The following is a 19545-nucleotide window of genomic DNA, read 5'->3' on the forward strand; positions in this document are numbered from 1 at the left end:
AATCAGGCCTTGTCCTAAGCGGCAAAGCCGCCAAGGACAATTTCACGGCGATCTCACCCCGAATTTCTCCGCTCCAGTCGCTCAACGTTATAACAGTCATTTGAGCGCTCATGCCGACTGGCAAGCTATGGCCAATTGGTGGGGAGCCACGCAATTGACGACCGTGATTAGTGATCACCAGCTTTAAATTGATGACACCAGTACAACCTACTTGATGAACAAACCTAGTTCTCAGTGAATCAACTGAATCGGTTGGTTTCATCGAGGATTGATTAAGGAAACAAGTAGCAATGTTCAGCCTACACCAAATGTTCCGACCACTTGATACAATTCAGTTGGTGTTGCTGTACCATCCCAAAAGCGGGCGATTGTTTTAACCTCTAGCTGGCAAAAGCACTTCGTCAAATCATTCGCTTTGATTGCAGATAAGCTCGATTCTGTTCAGCAACCGCCTCAGGACGTGTGGCTCAGCGGTGAGATTATTCTTAGCGATTTATCGCTTAGAATAAGGCTCGATTTGAAGACAAGCCGCTGGGCTTGCGGATTGGCTTCAAACGATGCCCACCACGTTCCAGCCACGACAAACGTCCTGAGGCGGTTGCGTCCCCATCCAAACCCTACCACACCTGCAATCAATCATAAATTTGACAACAGAACGCCATCCTTTTCGAAAACATTAGCAACCGCCCCAACTATTCCGGCAAAATAAAATCAATATCCAGTGAGAAGCGTAACGGCTCGGCCACTTCGATCGTGTCTGCGGTCACCTGACAGCCGTAAACCAAGACTTGAACGCCAACGGCCTGCGCCGCGGCGATCGCTGTTGCCAATGCTGGTTGCAAGCGCCGATTGATCGTCATGGTCGTGATCCCGGCCGCCTGTACGATAAATAGCAGGTAAGCTTGATAGCCAGCTTGTTGCGCGGCCATTAAAGTGTGAACATGTTTCAATCCCCTGGTCGTTACTGCGTCGGGAAAGGCGGCCAGCTGGCCATTGAGTAAGGTCACCCCTTTGACCTCAACGAAAAAAGCCTCATTGTCGCGACTGGTCCCAGCCAGATCCAACCGCGAATCTTGGAAGACTACTTCCCGACGGACCTCAGCGACTGGGGCCAGACCTGGCAAGACGATCAGGCCACGACGCACACCAGCTGCCGCCAAATCATTCGGAATTTGCGAGTCAAGATTGATCCAGCGTCCCGCGTGTAGGACCGCGATCAGATCATAATCCGTTTTTCGTTGAGGACTAGGACAATAGGTCAAGGCAACGGTGGCGCCAGAGACCAGCAGTTCACGGCACTTGCCCGTGTTTTTGACGTGGGCCACTACCAGTTGATCGTCCAGCTGACAATCAGCAATAAAACGATTCGGTCGTGCTTGAAAAGTCGCCAATTTGACTTGCGGGTATCTCATTACAATTGGTCCGTATCTGATTGGTCTGCGTTTGGTTGATCCACACTCGATTGGTCCGTGTTGGATTGGCCCCTATTCGGCTGTTGTGCCAGCCATTCTTGCCGCAATAAGCTATAAGAATTAAGATCGATCCAGCCCTGACTGGTCAAGAGTTCATCATGACGAACCACCCCGTCAAGTTTAAAGCCGGCGTTCCTAGCGACAGCGTTACTGGGCTGATTGCCAACGCCCGCATGGATCACGATTTTTTCCAACTGATAGTCCGTAAAGCCGATCTGCACTAACGCCATCAGCGCGCGATGCATAATGCCCTGTCCTTGGAATCCTTGGCCGAGCCAGTAGCCGACGTCGCTGATTTTACCATCGGCGCGAAAGCCGTTGAAGCTGATCATCCCCACAATTTGTTGGCGCCACCAAATCGCCAAGACTAAACTCTTATCGGTGCCAAAATCACGGCGATTTTGTTGGATCACCTGTTGTTCCGTCGCCAAAGTCGTCCCCGCTGGCCAATTTAACCACTGACTCAAATAAACAGCATCAGTCTGGATCAACGCCACCAGCGCTGTTGCATCTTGGGACCGGGGTAAAGCCAAATAAAGTTCGGAATCAATTTGATAACCGATCATGCTTCTGCCTCCTGGCCTAGGCTGGCCGCTTCCGTTCGCCAATCTCGCGACCACAAGAGCCCCATGACGCCTTCGCCTGTATGGACGCCGATCGTGGGGCCGATATGACTAGTCAAGACCCGCATTTGGGGAAAAGTTTGGGCGATTTGGGCCTGCCATTGCGCGGACATCTCTGGTGCATTACCGTCGATCACTGTGACTTGTAGCGGGTAATCGGCAGCGGCCTGGGCAGCAGTCAGGTCCTGCAGCGCGTGTTGTAAGGCTCGGCGCATCGTTCGTTCCTTCGCGACCGCAACGATTTTACCAGCCTCATCGAATTGCAAAATCGGCTTCACCTGCAATAGCCCGCCCAAAAAAGCGCTGGCGTTAGAGACGCGACCGGTTCGCAATAAATGTTTCAAATTATCCACCGCAAAATCCACACCCAACGTGGACCGCAATGCAGTCAATTTAGGTATGATCGTTGTTGCGTGCTCACCTTGATCCACTAAATACTGAGCATAACGAACCAAGTCTGCCTCACCGGCGCTGGCGATCAATGAATCAAAAGGATAGACCTTGATCGTCGTGACCGTTTGGGCATAGCGGGACAAATTTTCGAAAAAAGTCGTAATACCACTAGATAAATTGATACAAATCACTTCATCATAGCCGGTCGCAGTCAACTCATCAAAAGCGGTTTGCATTTGGTGCATGGTGATCTGCGCCGTCGTCGGCAATTTTGTTTCTTGATGCAAGCGCTGATAGAACTCAGGCGCGCTAATGCTGACATTTTCTAAATATTGTTCCTCACCGAAAATAACGGTGATCGGTAACATTTTGACCTTCATCGCGGCTGCTTCCGCCGGGGTCAGGTACGAAGCACTGTCTGTTAAAATGGCTGTTTTCATGTTTGCCCTACTTTTATCGTTTAGTCTCATTCTACTAAAAGTCAGCAAAAAGTACAGTCCTATTTTAGTCCGATCTTCAGCGCGGACTTGCGACTGAGCATTCAGGGCAACATCGGCGATGTGGTGACTGTTCCGTTTTTAATCTTGGCCGCGGGCTGCGTTGCGTGTGACAGGTAAGCTTGCTGTGCTCCTGTATCTTTGCCGTCACTTCTACTGTGCGGTTCGGGGTGAGATTGCTGTGATGGCTGTTCCGTTCCAACACTGGCCGCGGGCTGCGTTGCGTGTGGCGGGTGAGATCGCTGTGGGCGCTGTTTTAAGCCTCGCTTTGCGAGTCTTAAAATCAGGCCTTGGTCTAAGTGGCACAGCCACTAAGAACGCGTTCCACACAACTGCTTTCTGCGCCGATACGCAATTTTGCTGGATCGATAAGAATCGATCCAGCAAAATCGCTAGTCGTGCTCAAAAGCAACCCGTTGTGTTCCACGCTCCCATTTAATTTCACGGCGATCTCACCCGCCACACTCCACTCCGCCCGCTCAACCGTTCTAAGCAGTTTAAGCTGCCACGCCATAACACCTGCTCGTGTAAATTGATGGATTCCCACGTAGTTGACGACCATGGCTAGTGGTCACAATGTAACAATCAGCTTGATGATCACCAGCAACTGAATAGCGCGTCACAAAACTCGGATTTACTAGTCTGGCCAATCGGTTGGAACAACCAGTCAAAGACTTTTCACCAATGAAGTGATCGCATTTTGACCGCCACACTAGCAAAAGCACTTTATTAGCTACTCCGCCAAGATTGCAGATAGGCTCTTCACTGCCCAGCAACCGCCTCAGGGCGTGTGGCTCAGCAGTGAAATTTGTCTTAGTGACTTTGCCACTTAGACAAAGACCTGATTTTGAGACAAGCCGCGCCCCTTGCGGATTGGCTCAAAACAGTGTCCACTGCGTTCGAAACAGAGTGCGCAGTGCAACGGTTTGACTTCGAGCATTAGCCTAGCGATGTCTTTGGAAGCGGGCTTCGCTTCCGAAGATATTGCGTAGCTAAGCACAGAAGTCAGTTGCGCGGAGCACGTTTCCAGCCACCAAAAACGCCCTGAGGCGGTTGCGTCCACATCCAAACCCAACCACACCTGCAATCAGGCAATTAGCAAATACAGAAGCCACACTTTTCAAATCGGCTCAAAACAACATCACTTTTGCAATAGACTTACTCGACCGTCACGCTTTTAGCAAGATTCCGAGGTTGATCCACATCCAGTCCCCGTTGCAAAGTCGCATAATAGGCCAACAATTGCCCACACACCACTGTGACCAAAGGCATCAACTCAGCGGTCAATGCGGGAATAACGATCTGGTCGCCAAGTTGCTGACAAGTTGTGCTCGCGATCACCAAGACATTGCCACCACGCGCTTTGACCTCTTGGACATTGCCTCGAGTATGATCGGCGGTCGCTACTTCTGTGATGAAGGTGATCACTGGCACGCCGGGTTCGATCAAGGCGATCGTGCCATGTTTTAATTCGCCAGCCGCGAAACCTTCTGTATGCACATAAGAGATCTCTTTTAATTTCAGTGCCGCCTCTAAACTGACATCGTAATCGATCCCGCGGCCCAAATAAAAGGCGTCGGTCGCTGAACCCAAATACTGGGCCGCCAATTGATCCCAGGTTTCGTGATTGTCAGTGATCTCATCCATTGCAGTAGCGGCCATCGCTAATTGTCCCGCCAGATCAAGTTCCTGGGCGGCAGCGATCTGTCGTCTTGCGCCAACGGCCTTGGCTAGGACGGCTTCGACGGCGATCTGGGCGGTATAGGCCTTCGTTGAGGCCACGGCGATCTCTGGGCCCGCATGCAATAACAGATGATGATCAGCTTCTCGCGCTAAGGTTGAATTTGCCACATTGGTGATCACTAAAGTTGGCAAGCCACGGCGTTTTGCTTCGACCAGAACTTGTCGGCTGTCGGCAGTCTCACCGCTTTGTGATAGGAAAATAAAGAAGGGCTTAGCCGATAGCAGTGGCCAATGATAGCCAAACTCACTGGCAACACCGGCTTCAGCCGGGATCTCCGCATAGCGTTCAAAGAGGCGTTTGCCCACCAAGCTGGCATGATAACTGGTCCCGGCCGCCACAAAGTAAAGGCGGTCGGCTTGGGCCAATCGTTCCACCAAGTCAGTGTCGATGGCGATCTTGCCAGCGGCAGATAAATAATGCTGGCTGATCCGCCGCATGACTGCTGGTTGCTCATCGATCTCTTTTAGCATGAAAGTCGGGTAGGTTCCTTTGCCCACAGCATCCGCTTCGACTTTGATCTCAATCGGTTCCCGTCCCTGAGTTTCACCCTTCTGATCAAGGATCGTCACATCATTTTCTCGTACTAGGGCCAACTCACCATCATGTAGTTCCAAATAATCATCGGTCAAGTCGTAGGTCGCCAAGGCGTCAGAGGTAACAACATTATAACCATCGGCTAGACCGATCAATAAAGGACTTTTATTTTTGGCGACATAGAGCACATCTGGTTGCTGACGATCGATCATCAACAAGGCATAAGAACCTGCCAATAAGCTCAAGGTCTTTTGGAAGGCGGCCAGAGTAGTTAGCTGTTCTTGTTCAACAAATTGGGCGATCAATTGGACGATCACTTCAGTATCCGTCTGACTTGCGAAGGTTTGCTCAGCAAGATACGTCGCCTTCAATTCGGAAAAATTACTGATCACACCATTGTGGACCAGATAAAAGCGTTTGGAAGGCGAAAATTGTGGATGCGCGTTGGCGACACTAGGCTGACCGTGTGTGGCCCAGCGCGTATGAGCGATTCCTAATTTACCCTGAACTTGAGGACCGACTGCCGCCTGAAGCGCCGCGATCTTCCCCACTGTTTTGATCAAATGATCCTGACCGGCCTGATCGTTTACATAAATACCAGCAGAGTCATAGCCCCGATATTCCAGTCGAGTCAATCCTTTCATCAAGATCTCTGTCGTTTCCACATTACCGATCGTTCCAACGATTCCGCACATGTCTAATCACCTTTTCGTAATTGGTATATATCATTTTTAGCGTTTTTATTTGATAACAAATGAAATAATATCGCTATATTTGATGATTGTCAAGAATTTTTAAATAATTGGTATATCTAAAAACGGATTATTGGTATTGTTATGATAGTCAAGTCTGGCGACAAAAAAACCTTATGGTGATCAAATGAATGATGATCGTTCATCTGACGGCCACAAGGAAATCGTTGTAATAGATGCTTCTTATTCTGGTAAATGATCAGGACAGATTGTAAATACTCACTTTTGTGCTGAGCGGCCCACAATACGTTGAAAATAATTTTATGATACTTGCTCGGCGAACTAACTTTGATAATATTGCGCTTGCGCTGTGTACAGCCGATGGTAAAGGCCAGCCGTATCGGCTAAAAGCGATCGATGGTCGCCATCCTGAATGATCTGCCCGGCTTGTAGGACTAGGATCCGGTCGCAGAAACGACAAGAGCCCATGCGATGGGAAATATAGAGGGCGCTTTTGCCACGGCTGATCGTTTGGAAATTCTGGTAAATATCGAATTCCGATTGGGGATCCAAGGCGGCTGTCGGCTCATCCAGGATCAGGATCGGCGCGTCTTTATAATAGGCGCGGGCGATCGCTAATTTCTGACCTTCGCCACCGGAGACATCGCGACCGTGATCGTTGAGATCGTGACTCAACCAGGTTTTCTCGCCATCAGGGAGTTGCTTGACCCAAGTGGCCATGCCGCTGGCAGCCAAGGCCGTCCACATTTTAGCTGGATCGACGGCAGCATCAGCGGCAATATTCTGGTCGATGGGGTAAGCAAGTAGCTTGAAATCTTGAAAAACGACCCCGATCAATTGCTGGAATTGGTCGACGCCCAACTCACGGATATCCTGACCATTGATCAAAATACGACCGCGGGTTGGCTGATAAAGGCGACAGAGTAATTTAACGATCGTTGTTTTACCGGAACCGTTTCGGCCGACGATGGCAACTTGGGTTTGCGGTGTCAACGTTAGGTTCAGTTCTTTGATGACCCAGCGTTGACTACCAGCATAATGGAACCACACATGCTCGAATTGGATCGTCGGCGCTAGCGAAACGACCGAATCACTGGTGGGCGCAGCGGCCTCTGTAACGTTCACGGACGGCTCCGCGCCTTGTTCCGTCGGCGCTATTGTAGTCGCTTGCGCGGCGGCGGCCAGTTCGGTCGGTTTAGTCGGTGCGGTCAGTCCAGCTGGTGCGCCTGCATCTGGTAACGCCAGAAAGTCGAGCAAGGTGTTCAGATAGTCGAGCATGGCCAAGCCATCGTTCCACTGGGCGATATTGGCGCTCACAACGTTGATGAAATTTTGCAAATAACCAACGTAGATGATGATCGCGCCGATCGTGATCGCCCCAACATAAGCTTTCAAACAGATCAGCGCATAAAGGCCGCCGGTGACAAGCAAGGTCAAGGCTTGTAAACTGGCTGTGTTCAGCGCCATCTTTTGGCGATTAGCGATCACTAACTGGATCGGCGTCAATTTGAATTGTTGGGTGATCCATTGCAAGAAGCTGTTGCTGGCTTTAAAGGCCCGAAAGATCGCACCGGAATCATCATTGAGCAAGACTTGATTGGTGAAATAGCCGTCAGCTTGGTTGAAGCTGACGATCTGGTCCATCACGGTTTGCTGCAAATGACGATTGCGATTGGAAAGGAGCCCAGACAGCAAAAGTGGCACGGCCAAAGCGATCAGTAAAATCAAGCTGAACCAAGGTGAGTTGGTGAACAGGGCCAAGCCGCTGGTCTGCGCACTATGCGTCGTCAAAATCGCGACCATGGTCACCACGGTGATCACGAAAGAAATAACGACATTCAGTGTCCCGGAAAAAAGGCCGTCGATCACTTGATTCAGCGCGTTATTGTAAACCAACGCATTCTCACCCTTGGTTCTCAGCGCCATCACTTCTGGCGATTCTAGTTGTTCATAGTTCAAGGTCATCGTCTTTTCAGCGGAGCGCTGTGTGAAACGTAAGTAGATTTCTTGCTTGATCAAGGTCACTTGTAGATTCATCCAATTATTGAGCAGGCCAAAGAGCAAGCCACCGAAACTCAGGCCAACGACCAGCATGATCAAGTTGTTTAATGCTGCTTTAGCCGTCAGCGCGTTGATGATCAGCGCCAAGGAAGTGCTGGCGTAATAAGGATAAAGCACGGTAACCAAGGCGGCTAAAACCAAAACACGCAAACTCCGAGGCACCAGTTCGTGGATCATTTTCAAGGCGACTTTAGTTTTCTGCCACTGATTCATCAGACTCATCCTCCTCTTGGTCTTGATAGTATTGGCTTTGGATCGCGAACATTTCCGCGTAGATCCCGTTTTGCGCCATTAGTTCCTCGTGGGTGCCTTGTTCCTTTAAGACGCCATGATACAGCAGGATGATCCGATCACAAAAACGTGTCGAGGCCAAGCGGTGGGAGATGAACAAGGATGTTTTCGCGCCGATCAGATCCTGATATTCTTCGTAAAGTTCACTTTCGGCCAAAGCGTCCAAGGCCGCGGTCGGTTCGTCCAACAAAATAGCCGGAGTTTGCCGGTATAAGGCCCGCGCCAACATCAAGCGTTGGGTCTCACCACCAGAGAATTCCACGCCATCACTGTGGATATAGCGGGTCAAATGGCTGTGAATGCCTTGGGGCAGCGCCTGGATCTTGGTCAACAACCCCACTTGTTCTAAGACTTGCTTGACCTTGGCCTCATCGATCGCAGTCTCATCGGCAATCATGGCCACCGTTTGGGCAATGGTCGTCGCCCAAATATCGGTACTTTGAAAAACCGGGGTGACCAGATCGGCCAGTGCAGCTTGACTGAATTGATCGGCCGCGACACCATCAAAGTAAATTTGACCCGCAGTCGGACGCAACAAGCCTAGTAATAAGTTAACGATCGTGCTTTTGCCGGCGCCATTGTTCCCGACCAACGCCAAGCGCTCGCCGGGCTTGATCGTGAAACTCACGTCGTGTAAGGTTTCTGCCGTCGCGTCTGGATAGTGATAGCTGACATGATCAAAACGAATTTCCACCTGATCTGGCCCCACGGTAGGATCGGCGTAATGCTTGCGAAACTCGGGAAAAGTGAGAAAGTTACGCAAATGGTCAATATCCTGAGACGATTTCTTCAGATCATTGGTCTCACTCAACAATTGCCGCAGCCAGCCATTCATCTGGGCCAAAATATTGAAATAAAGCACAAAACTGGCCACGGAGATCTGTTGGCGTTGGATCAAAATGATCAAGACCACGAACACCAAGGAATCCCGCAGAAAACTAAACAAACTTTCCCAGAAGTTGGCCAATAAGGTGTGCCGGGCTAACTGCCGTTGGTATTGCAGCGACGCGGACACCGTTTGATCCAAATTAGCCGCCAGCCAGTTGTCCATTTTGAACAGGCGGATCTCTTTGCCATTCTTGATATTGCCGGCGGTCCGGGTCAAATAATTCTGTTGAGCGTACAATTGATCGCGATAGGCCAGCGTCTTCTGCCGATAATTGGTGTCAAAACGCACCACTAAATAAGTCAGGGCCAACTCGACGACGATCAGGACGAAGAAATATGGAATCTGGGTCGTGGCATAGAGCGAAAAGCCAACGATCAATAGCAAATCTAAACCGACTAAGCCAAATTGTTGTAAAATCTGAGCGACCCCGGAGCCGTCGCCGTAAACCCCAAAGGTCAGGGCATTGACCAGTAATTTCTGAAAGCGATTGGTCAGCGTATTCTCATAATCGGTGGTCATTAGCTTCTGATAGAGTTTCAGCTCGAAGGACTTAAAGCGCCCGCGGGTGATCGTCGCATCCGCCTGGGTTTTGACCACCAAGGAAAAGAAGGCGGCCACAGCCAACAGCAGGACCAAGCCACCGACCTGAAGTAAGAGTTGCGGCAACGCCACCTTGGCTTCGAACTGGGCCACGATCAGCGCTGGCAAAGCGGTCACGCCTAGCGTCAGTGTTAATGAGAGGAAATAATAAAGAATGAGTTTGCCCAGATAATGTTCCCCGCTCTGCGCAAACCCGGCTAGAACATAATGGACGTTTTGTAAAATAGTGTGCGGTTGCTTCTCCATAACATTGCCCTCTTTTATGTAAAAAGTGAACCAGAAAGCTCATCTGATTCCTTAATAAACGTAGCGATTTAAAATAACCACTGCCTTTTCGGCTGCTCGACCCACGTGAACCACTGCTTGATCGAAGCAGTTCTGCGGCTTCTGCTAAAGCCAGCCTGACCTTGATCTGTTGCAAGTCTGATCGTTCAGCCGTCTTATCTCACCGCGCCTATTGTTCTCAAGAAAATAGACAGCACGAGGTTCTTTCGACATATCGATATCATTCAATCGTATTCCCCTGGGAGCCATTATTTTGATTTTTCATTCACGTGAATATCTAAATTATAAATCAAAATTAGAAAAAAACAATTTTAATTAGAAAAAAGTATATTTTATATGCCACCTTCTAATGCAGGTAGGCATAATAGCGATCAATCGCGTGATTCGGGTGATCGCAAAAGGCAAAGCTATCACGGTCATAATGACAGCGCCTAATTATTTCCCCAATCAAGTCATCTTCTGCTCAACAATAATGTTGCAATGTCCGAACAAGTGAGAAAACGCCGACTTCGGTCCCCATTCGCCACAAGCTAGCAGTAACGAAAAGCAAATCATTCAAAAACAGAGAGCCTCCCAGTCAGCGGCTGGGGGCTCTCTATATTATTTGGCCAATCATCATTTGACTGAATGCTTACAAAAGAGAAAGCCAAGGATATCAATTTTCTCTTGGCTAACAATAGAAAAAACCTCCTAGTCAGCAGATATTATCTAATGACTTAGGAGGTTTGTTTTAAAAAACCGCAAATGAAGCGACCTAACTTTTCTCAGTTGCGTAAACTAACGGTCTTGCTGTACTGACTACTGAAATAGGATCTGCCGACTTGATCAGTGCAATTTCAAATCATCTGACTCTGGTTCGACCCGTTATCCAACGCCTTAGTCGGCAGCGCCGATCTCGTTGCGGACCACATCGGCGATCTGGTCAACGTATTTATCGACTAGTTCTTGAGTCGGTGCCTCTGCCATCACCCGCAGCAAGGATTCAGTCCCGCTAGGCCGTACTAGGACACGACCATCGCCGTTCATTTCCTTTTCGACGGTATCGATCGTCGCAACGATCTTAGGATGATCTTGCCAATTTTTCTTGTCGGTTACTTTAATATTAACCAATTTCTGCGGATAAGTCTGGACTGGCGCAGCCAATTCAGAAAGCTTTTGGCCAGACTGTTTCATGATGTTCAGGAGTTGGATCCCTGTCAACATGCCATCTCCCGTATTATGGAAATCTGACATGATGATATGCCCAGATTGTTCACCGCCGAGATTATAACCATTAGCGCGCATTTCTTCAACGACATAACGGTCCCCGACTTGAGTTTGGACCGATTTCAGACCGGCTTTTTCAATCGCCTTATAGAGACCGATATTACTCATCACCGTGGTCACGATCGTGTCTTTCTTCAAACGACCACGTTCGGCAAAATGGGTCCCCAAAATGTACATGATCTTATCGCCATCGACCACCGCGCCCGTCTCATCAACGGCGATACAACGATCACCATCACCATCAAAAGCCAAGCCAAGATCAGCGCCGACTTCAATGACTTTCGCCGCCAAACGTTCGGGATGGGTCGAACCAACATGGTCATTGATATTCAAACCATCTGGCGCAGTCGCGATGGTCGTGAAATCCGCTTCCAGATCGGCAAAAAGGCGATTAACTAAGCCACTGGTCGCACCATTAGCCGCATCAACGACCAATTTGATCCCGGAAAGATCGTCGGGAACCGTTTGTTCGATAAATTGCAAATATTTTTGAGCGGCCTCAGGATAGTCATCGACAGTACCTAAACCTGCAGCAGCCGGCCGTGGTAACCGGTCCTCTGTGGCATCTAGATAAACTTCGATCTCTTCTTCTTCGCTATCCAACAATTTAAAACCATCAGAACCGAAGAATTTGATGCCATTGTCTTGGGCCGGATTATGCGAGGCCGAAATCATGATCCCCGCGTCCGCACCTTGCGCGCGTACTAAGTAAGCAACGGATGGCGTCGTGATGACTCCTAATTTCAAAACTTCGATACCGACAGACAACAGACCGGAGATCAAAGCATACTCTAGTAATTCGCCAGAAGCACGCGTATCCCGCGCAACTAAAACTCGCGGAACTTGATGATCGGCTTCTTTCTCCGCATGTTGGGTCAAAACGTAGCCACCAGCACGACCTAATTTAAATGCTAATTCAGGCGTTAATTCGCGATTGGCCACGCCCCGAACACCATCGGTACCAAAATATTTTACCATTGTTCTCTCTCTCCTCTTTACTACTCAGAATCTGTTGCTGTGTCATCATCAGATGAAGAACTTGACGATGAGCTTGAACTGGATGAGCTAGAATTACTACTCGATGACTTGCTACTGGACGACGATGTCGTTGACTTGCTGGAACTACTCGATGAACTGCCGGAGGTGCTTTGGGTCACCTTGATATTGACCGCTACTGACTTCGGACTGATCGCGACCACCCCATCTGGCTTAGTCAGGGTCACCGTTTTTTGGATCGATGAAGTGATGTCACTGATATCGACAGGCATCGTTAAGGTACTAGGTAGGTCTGACAAAACACTTTGCGGCGCGGAAACAGTTATCTGGGTCACAGAACTGTTAAACGCGTACAGGAGACCATCGGCGCCATCGCCATCGTTGATGAAGCTTAAATTCATTTTTTTAGTGGGTAAAGAGATCGGCAGTTCGACATGAGCCGTTTGTGGACTCATTAAGACATCGACTTCTTTACCATCTTTATCCAAAGCTCTAAGTAAGACTTCTTGATCATAATCCGCCTTGGTATTAGCGCTCAAATCGAGTTCAGCGACAACTTGCTTGACCCGTTTGACTTCGGTCTTGGCTCCCGACACCCGAACAGTCTCCGGACTGATCGCAGGTGTGCCCACCAAGTAACCATCAGCGACACGATTAGAATTATACTTGACTTGGATCGGCAATTTGCGATCAGAGCGCGTTTGGATCTTGACTTTAGTCGTTTCCGGCTTGATCGAATAGTTTAATGACTTATTCAGACCTGAGACCTTGATTTTAACGACATGCGTCCCTGTCGAAAGATCGCGCAGATCGATATAGACACGAAAATCTTGGGTATTCCGCGCGGCCGAGACCAGCGAACTGGATCCTGAGATCGTTAGATCGACCTTTTCTGGATAGCCGGTCACGAAATACTTTTCAACATCCGCTTCGACTTGCAAAGAAACCCGCATCGTCGCTTTGGTTTGTGCCACCGCGCTTTGCTCGCGGTTGCTCGTTTCATCCGCATGGGTCGAACCAAGGTTATTGGACTGCACATAAACAAACAAAAGGACGGCTAAACCCAAGGAAAGGACCCGATAGACCCAAGGCCGATTGAAAAAATCTTTCATTTCTTGGTCTCCTCCTTCGCTTGTTTAGGCTTAAAGAAGTTGAGAAAATTCTGCCACCAATTATTTTTGCTTTCTGGCGGATCCAAATGAACATGAAGAAATTTCAAATAATCTTCTCGACTAAGATCATGCATCAACTGACTATTCTTGGTGATCGTCACCGCGCCGGTTTCCTCAGAAACGACCAAGGTCAAGGCATCAGTCACTTCACTGATCCCCACAGCAGCTCGGTGTCTTGTCCCTAACTCCTTCGGGATCATATTGCTTTCCGAAAGAGGCAGGTAGGCTGCCGCCACAGCGATCTTGTTATCACGAATGATCACGGCGCCATCGTGTAACGGCGTATTGGGAATGAAAATGTTGATCAACAATTCCCCTGAAACATCCGCGTCCAAAGGGATCCCAGTTTCAATATAATCTTCCAGTCCGGTATTCATCTGGATCGTGATCAACGCCCCGATGCGGCGTTTTGACATATATTGGATCGCCTTGTCCAGACCCTCGACCAAATGATTGACATCATCATTTTCTTTATGACTGGTCGCAAAAATCTGATTTCGACCTAGCCGCTCTAAAGCCCGCCGGATCTCTGGCTGGAAGATCACGACCAAAACAACGACTGACCAATTGATCACCTGATCAACGATATAAGAGAGCGCGTGTAGATTCAAGTAATAACTGATCACTTTGATCACAATAATGACCAAGATACCATTGAATAACTGGACTGCTTTGGTACCACGGAGCAACATGATCACTTTATAGATCAAGAACCAGATGACCAGAATATCGATCACGTTCATGAGATTTTGCCAGACAAAGATCTGATTCCAAGGGATGCTTGCTAAACTCATGACCAACCTCCTCGCATCATGATAATTAATTATACCATGTTATCATAGCTTAGGTACTTTACCATGTAAAATGCTGGATGAATCATTTTTATCTTATCTATCCAACATGTTAGCACAACTTTTTCGAAAACAAAAACAGAGTTTCCTAGACGATCAGCGTCTATTTCCTGTTTCTGAAAATCCCAATTTAAATATTTTCCCTTTCGATCCTGAACCTTATGATGCAGATTTTCTTAGTAATGGCTGCCGTTAGAACGCCAGATTTGCTTGACTGCACCCTCTGCAATCCGACTTTGATTTTAAGGCGATGTTCCCTCAGCAGTAAAAAAAGCGTCCCGAGTAAGCATCATTAAAGTTGCTCACTCATCACGCTTTTTCACAAAAATCTCACGCTATCCACCCAATAAACGATCATTTACGCGCGTTTTCAAAGCCAACAAAAGCTGAAACATTTAGACTGCAAGCACGAATACAATCGCATAATCTTTTTCTGAAAAACCACTGACGTCCAGAGATAGATTACCATAAATACCTGAGTTGATCGCGCTTATTGACGATACATCTTAAATTTCAAAAATAGATCGTTATATTGCTCTACCTTTTGTGCACCTAAATCTTGATAGACCTCTAGTTTCTCGATCGTTTTCAGAGGGGGATAAAATTGTTGGTCCTGACGGATCTTTTTAGGCAATAATGCCTTGGCCGCTTTGTTGGGCGTTGCGTAACCCACGTATTCCGCGTTTTGAGCCGCGTTTTTCGGATCTAACATAAAATCGATAAAGGCGTAAGCGGCTCGTTGATGCTTGGCGGTTTTAGGAATGACCATATTATCGTACCACGCGTTACTGCCCTCGCTGGGAACCACATAATGAAGATGCTCGTTTTGGTCGATCATTTCCGCGGCCTCGCCTGACCAAGTCACTGCCAGGGGCGCTTCTTCTTGGATCATGTAAGTTTTGATCTCATCAGCGACGATCGCCTTAACGTTGATCGAAAGCTGATCCAATTTGTGCGAGGCTTGATTCAAGGTCGTCGTCGCCGTGGTATTGACAGACTGACCTTGCGAGATCAACGTCATCCCGAGAATATCTCGGGCCGAGTCGACCAACATCAATTCATTTTGCCATTTAGGCGCCCAAAGATCGTTCCAATGCTGGACTTCACTGGCGCTGACCTGTTGATCATTATAAATGATGCCCAACGTTCCCCAGAAATAGGGCACTGAGTAACGATTGCCCCGGTCAAAAGATTGGTCGAGAAAATGTTGATCCAAATACTTAAAGTTAGGCAACTTCTTTTGATCGATCGGCAATAGTAAATTGGCTTTTTTCATCTTTTCGATCATGTAATCACTGGGGATCGCCAGATCATAGGCGGTCCCGCCTTGCTTGATCTTAGTGAACATCGCCTCGTTGCTATCAAAGGTCTCATACTGAACGTGATATCCGGTTTGCTTTTCAAATTTCTTGATCAAACCAGGGTCGATATAATCACCCCAATTGTAAAGATTCAACGTATTCGCCTGTGTCGTTGCTCCCGCCTGCGCGGATAATTGCTTGCTGGTAAGGAACAAGACACCACATAACGCCAAGATCGAAGCCATCATCATCAGGATTTTTTTCATCGCAAGGTCACCTCCGCTTGAGCGTGACGTTTTTGTCGTTGGCGCCGACTACGTGAATACTGGTTGACGAAATAATACCCAACGACTAATAACAAGGCGAAAATGAACATCACTGCGGACAAAGCATTGATCTCCAAGCTGATCCCCTGACGCGCTCGTGAATAGATCTCCACGGACAAAGTGGTGAAGCCATTGCCAGTCACGAAGAAAGTCACCGCGAAATCATCCAAGGAATAAGTAAAAGCCATGAAGAAACCAGACAGGATCCCCGGAGTGATGTAAGGAATGATCACGCGCCAAAATGTCTGGGCCTTACTTGCGCCCAAGTCTTGCGCCGCATTCAGTAAGGCCGGATCCAACTCGTTGACTTTCGGCAAAACCATCAGGACTACGATCGGGATCGAAAAAGCGATATGGCTGACTAGGACTGAACCAAATCCGAGACCGATCCCCAGTGAAGTGAATAAAATCAAAAAACTCGCGCCGATGATCACATCTGGGGAAACCATCAAAACATTGTTCAAGGTCAATAATGTTGACCGCGTCGCTGCTTTTTTATGTCCCGCGATCCCTAGCGCGCCAAAAGTCCCCACGATCGTCGCTACCAATGATGATAATAAGGCGATCAAGAGCGTATCCAAGACGATCACCAAGATCCGCTGATCTGAGAACAAAGTCTGGTAATGTTCCCAAGTAAAGCCAGTAAAATGATTCATGTTGCCGCCGGCGTTAAAGGAATAGAAGATCAAATAAAAGATCGGCGTGTACAAAATAATAAACACGAAAATCAAATAGAGCGAACTAAAGCGTGGTTTTTTCATCGTCTAATACCTCCCGCCGTTTTTTCTTACGATCATTGGTCAACATCATGATCACGAACATCATCACGATCAAGATCACCCCGATCGTCGAACCCATCCCCCAGTTCATCGTGGTCAAAAAATGTTCCTCGATCGCCGTTCCCAAAGTGATCACACGATTACCGCCGATCAATCGCGTCAACATGAACAGCGATAGTGACGGAATAAAAACAGCCTGGACCCCAGCTTTGACCCCACTCAAAGTCAGTGGGAAGGTCACTAAACGAAACGTCTGCCAAGGACTAGCGCCCAGATCGCGACTGGCGTTAGGTAGCGCTGGATCCAATTGAACGATCGCGTTATAGATCGGCAAGATCATAAAGGGGATCTCGATGTAACTGGCCACCAACAGGAAACTGAAATCAGAAAACAAGATCTGTTTCGGTCCGATCCCGATAAACATCAGGAAATGATTGACTGCGCCGGCGCGACTGAACAGGCCGATAAAAGCATAAGCCTTCAATAACAAATTGATCCAAGTCGGTAAAATGATCAAGAGCAGCCAAAGCTGTTGATGTTTCAAGCGACTTAAAATATAAGCCGCGGGATAGCTGACCAATAAGGTGATCACGGTGATCAAAAACGCGTACCACAACGAATTCAGCGACATTTTCAAGTAAACGCTGGACGATCCATAAGTCAAATAATTTCGGACTGTGAAATGGCCCTGCCCATCAGTAAATGATTGATAAAGGATCAAAAGCAGCGGCGCCACTACAAATAGCGCGATCCACAAGAAGTAAGGCACCATAAAAAACTGTTTGCTTTTCTTCATGATTGCTTAATCCTCCTCGTACTGCTCCAAACGAGCATCAAAATCGGCTTCTTTCTCACCAAACCGCATCACGTGGATATCTTCAGGCTCGAAGGTCAAACCGATCTCCTTGCCGTCTCGGACCGGATTGGTGGAATGGATCAACCATTCATTGCCATCCGCGTCAAGACCAATGATCTCGAAATGATCGCCCCGAAAAAGTTGCGTGTCGACTTTAACGACCAATTTGCCCTGATCGGCTGTGGTAATGTCCAGATCCTCCGGTCGCAAAACAACTTCGACCGCTTCATTGACACGCATGCCCCCGTCGGCACACTCAAACGATTTGCCAACGAACTCCACTTGATAATCCGCCAACATTTTCCCGGGCAAAATATTGCTTTCACCGATAAAATTCGCAACGAAATGATTGATCGGCTCATCATAGATATCGACAGGCGTGCCGCTTTGTAAAACTTTACCATTATCCATCACGAAGATCTCATCGCTCATCGCCAAGGCTTCTTCTTGATCATGGGTCACAAAAATAAAGGTGATCCCCAATCGTTGTTGCAATTCCCGTAATTCATATTGCATATCTTGCCGTAACTTCATGTCTAAAGCCGATAAAGGCTCATCAAGAAGCAACACCTCAGGCTCATTGACGATCGCCCGAGCGATTGCTACCCGCTGTTGCTGCCCACCAGACAATTCACTGATCTCGCGATTGGCGTAACCTGGTAGCTGCACCAATTTCAAAGCGTCCAAGACCCGCTTTTTGACTTCCTGTTTAGGCCGCTTTTGTAGCGTTAAGCCAAAGGCCACATTATCGAAAACATCCAAATGCGGAAAAAGCGCGTAATTTTGAAAAACTGTATTGACCTTGCGCTGATTCGGCGGCAATTGGTTGATCTGTTGGCCACTAAATAAAACTTGCCCCTCTGTCGCGTTGGTAAAACCGGCGATGATCCGCAAAATCGTTGTCTTACCCGAACCGGATGGCCCTAACAATGAATAAAATTTGCCCTGTTCAATCGTCATATTGATTTTTGATAAGGCCACAAAGCCATCATCATACTGCTTTGTGATCCCCTTTAATTCAATGATCGGTTTCGTCATTTGCCCAACCCCCTATAAATAAGATGCCGTTGCCACCAAGAGTAAAGTCACTGGTTTGTTGCCCGGATTTGTTAATTGATGTGGATTTGTCGCGGTGAAATATAGTGACTCCCGCGCTTTGGCAGTGATCGTTTCATCGCCTAGACGCAAGCAAACACTGCCTTTGATCACATAAGCAAAGGTCTCCGCCGGTGACGGATCAAAGGCCTTGAATTTACCGCCAGGCTCGATCGTCAATAAGACCGGCTCCATTTCGCGTTCATTGGAGTCATTGATCAACCATTTCAAATGATAGCCTAGTCCTTCGTCAACATGATCGACTTGCTGATCCATTCCAAACAACAAAGCGGCTTTACTGGGTTCTGCTGTAAAAAACTCGGCCAAACTGACTCCTAAAACCGTTAAGATATCACTCAAGGTCTCCACAGTCGGCGACGCCTGATCATTTTCCAATTGAGAAATATAACCCTTCGTCAGATCGGTCCGCTCACCAAGTTCTTCTTGCGTCAAATTCTTCATTACTCGTAGCGCTCGTAACTTTTGCCCGAATACCATGCCTGTCCTCCTAGATGATCCGTCACTTTCAGCGATCTCTAATCATTAGTAAACAAAAAGTTATCTAACTTTGAGTTTACCAAAACTTCAATCAGTATAACTGATTCTCCCCGATCTGCCAAGTGTTTTGACTGATTTGATGGCGTCAAGTTAACGTGGGTTTTAGTAATAAAGATATTTGCTAGAATTCATGAATACTGATTGTGCTGCTAAAACACCCAAACTTACTATTAAGTTTTCTTGGTACTATTGATTATGTGTAATACCATACTGCCATTCTCGTGGAAGCCCGCTAGCCTGAGC

At 47.9% G+C, this 19545-nt stretch carries 15 protein-coding genes; 1 reads left to right on the top strand and 14 read right to left on the bottom strand.

All coding sequences use genetic code 11. The features are described from left to right. Positions 1-187, top strand: a 187-nt coding sequence (locus OCU21_RS10730; protein WP_261807402.1) for a hypothetical protein, incomplete at its 5' end; no start/stop codon positions are given. Positions 188-692: 505 nt separating this feature from the next. Here the strand turns inward: OCU21_RS10730 and sfsA are convergent. From sfsA to OCU21_RS10800, 14 genes are all read right to left on the bottom strand, one after another. Next, the gene (gene sfsA, locus OCU21_RS10735) at positions 693-1412 is read right to left on the bottom strand and encodes a DNA/RNA nuclease SfsA (RefSeq protein WP_261807403.1); all 720 of its coding nucleotides are present in this window, start codon (positions 1410-1412) and stop codon (positions 693-695) included. Beyond that, on the bottom strand, positions 1412-2038 hold the full coding sequence (locus OCU21_RS10740; RefSeq protein WP_261807404.1) for a GNAT family N-acetyltransferase: 627 nt from the start codon (positions 2036-2038) through the stop codon (positions 1412-1414). Before OCU21_RS10740 ends, sfsA begins: the two co-directional genes overlap by 1 nt. Next, positions 2035-2928, bottom strand: a complete 894-nt coding sequence (locus OCU21_RS10745; RefSeq protein ID WP_261807405.1) for a DegV family protein — start codon at positions 2926-2928, stop codon at positions 2035-2037. Before OCU21_RS10745 ends, OCU21_RS10740 begins: the two co-directional genes overlap by 4 nt. Positions 2929-4143: 1215 nt before the next feature. Further along, entirely contained in the window at positions 4144-5958 is a 1815-nt protein-coding gene (gene glmS / locus OCU21_RS10750; protein ID WP_261807406.1) for a glutamine--fructose-6-phosphate transaminase (isomerizing), read from the bottom strand. A gap of 339 nt (positions 5959-6297) precedes the next feature. Further along, the gene (locus OCU21_RS10755) at positions 6298-8250 is read right to left on the bottom strand and encodes an ABC transporter ATP-binding protein (protein ID WP_261807407.1); all 1953 of its coding nucleotides are present in this window, start codon (positions 8248-8250) and stop codon (positions 6298-6300) included. Continuing rightward, positions 8228-10063: an ABC transporter ATP-binding protein gene (locus OCU21_RS10760; RefSeq protein ID WP_261807408.1), complete on the bottom strand. Its 1836-nt coding sequence runs from the start codon at positions 10061-10063 to the stop codon at positions 8228-8230. The genes OCU21_RS10755 and OCU21_RS10760 overlap by 23 nt, the downstream gene beginning before the upstream one ends. A gap of 915 nt (positions 10064-10978) precedes the next feature. Continuing rightward, on the bottom strand, positions 10979-12346 hold the full coding sequence (gene glmM, locus OCU21_RS10765; RefSeq protein WP_261807409.1) for a phosphoglucosamine mutase: 1368 nt from the start codon (positions 12344-12346) through the stop codon (positions 10979-10981). Between the two features lie 20 nt (positions 12347-12366). Beyond that, positions 12367-13476 carry a CdaR family protein gene (locus tag OCU21_RS10770; RefSeq protein WP_261807410.1) on the bottom strand — a complete coding sequence of 370 codons (1110 nt, stop codon included), beginning with the start codon at positions 13474-13476 and terminating at the stop codon, positions 12367-12369. Then, a complete protein-coding gene (cdaA, locus tag OCU21_RS10775; protein WP_261807411.1) occupies positions 13473-14330 on the bottom strand; it encodes a diadenylate cyclase CdaA in 858 nt (285 codons plus the stop codon). Before cdaA ends, OCU21_RS10770 begins: the two co-directional genes overlap by 4 nt. A gap of 547 nt (positions 14331-14877) precedes the next feature. Then, entirely contained in the window at positions 14878-15954 is a 1077-nt protein-coding gene (locus tag OCU21_RS10780; protein ID WP_261807412.1) for an ABC transporter substrate-binding protein, read from the bottom strand. Continuing rightward, the gene (locus OCU21_RS10785; RefSeq protein ID WP_261807413.1) at positions 15951-16775 is read right to left on the bottom strand and encodes an ABC transporter permease; all 825 of its coding nucleotides are present in this window, start codon (positions 16773-16775) and stop codon (positions 15951-15953) included. The genes OCU21_RS10780 and OCU21_RS10785 overlap by 4 nt, the downstream gene beginning before the upstream one ends. After that, a complete protein-coding gene (locus OCU21_RS10790; RefSeq protein ID WP_261807414.1) occupies positions 16756-17589 on the bottom strand; it encodes an ABC transporter permease in 834 nt (277 codons plus the stop codon). The genes OCU21_RS10785 and OCU21_RS10790 overlap by 20 nt, the downstream gene beginning before the upstream one ends. A gap of 6 nt (positions 17590-17595) precedes the next feature. Next, complete coding sequence (locus OCU21_RS10795) at positions 17596-18687, bottom strand: ABC transporter ATP-binding protein (RefSeq protein ID WP_261807415.1); 1092 nt, start codon at positions 18685-18687, stop codon at positions 17596-17598. Positions 18688-18699: 12 nt separating this feature from the next. Next, the gene (locus OCU21_RS10800) at positions 18700-19242 is read right to left on the bottom strand and encodes a helix-turn-helix domain-containing protein (RefSeq protein ID WP_261807416.1); all 543 of its coding nucleotides are present in this window, start codon (positions 19240-19242) and stop codon (positions 18700-18702) included. Positions 19243-19545 lie beyond the last annotated feature (303 nt).

This window comes from Lapidilactobacillus luobeiensis, assembly GCF_024345205.1.
GTDB classification, from domain to species: domain Bacteria; phylum Bacillota; class Bacilli; order Lactobacillales; family Lactobacillaceae; genus Lapidilactobacillus; species Lapidilactobacillus luobeiensis.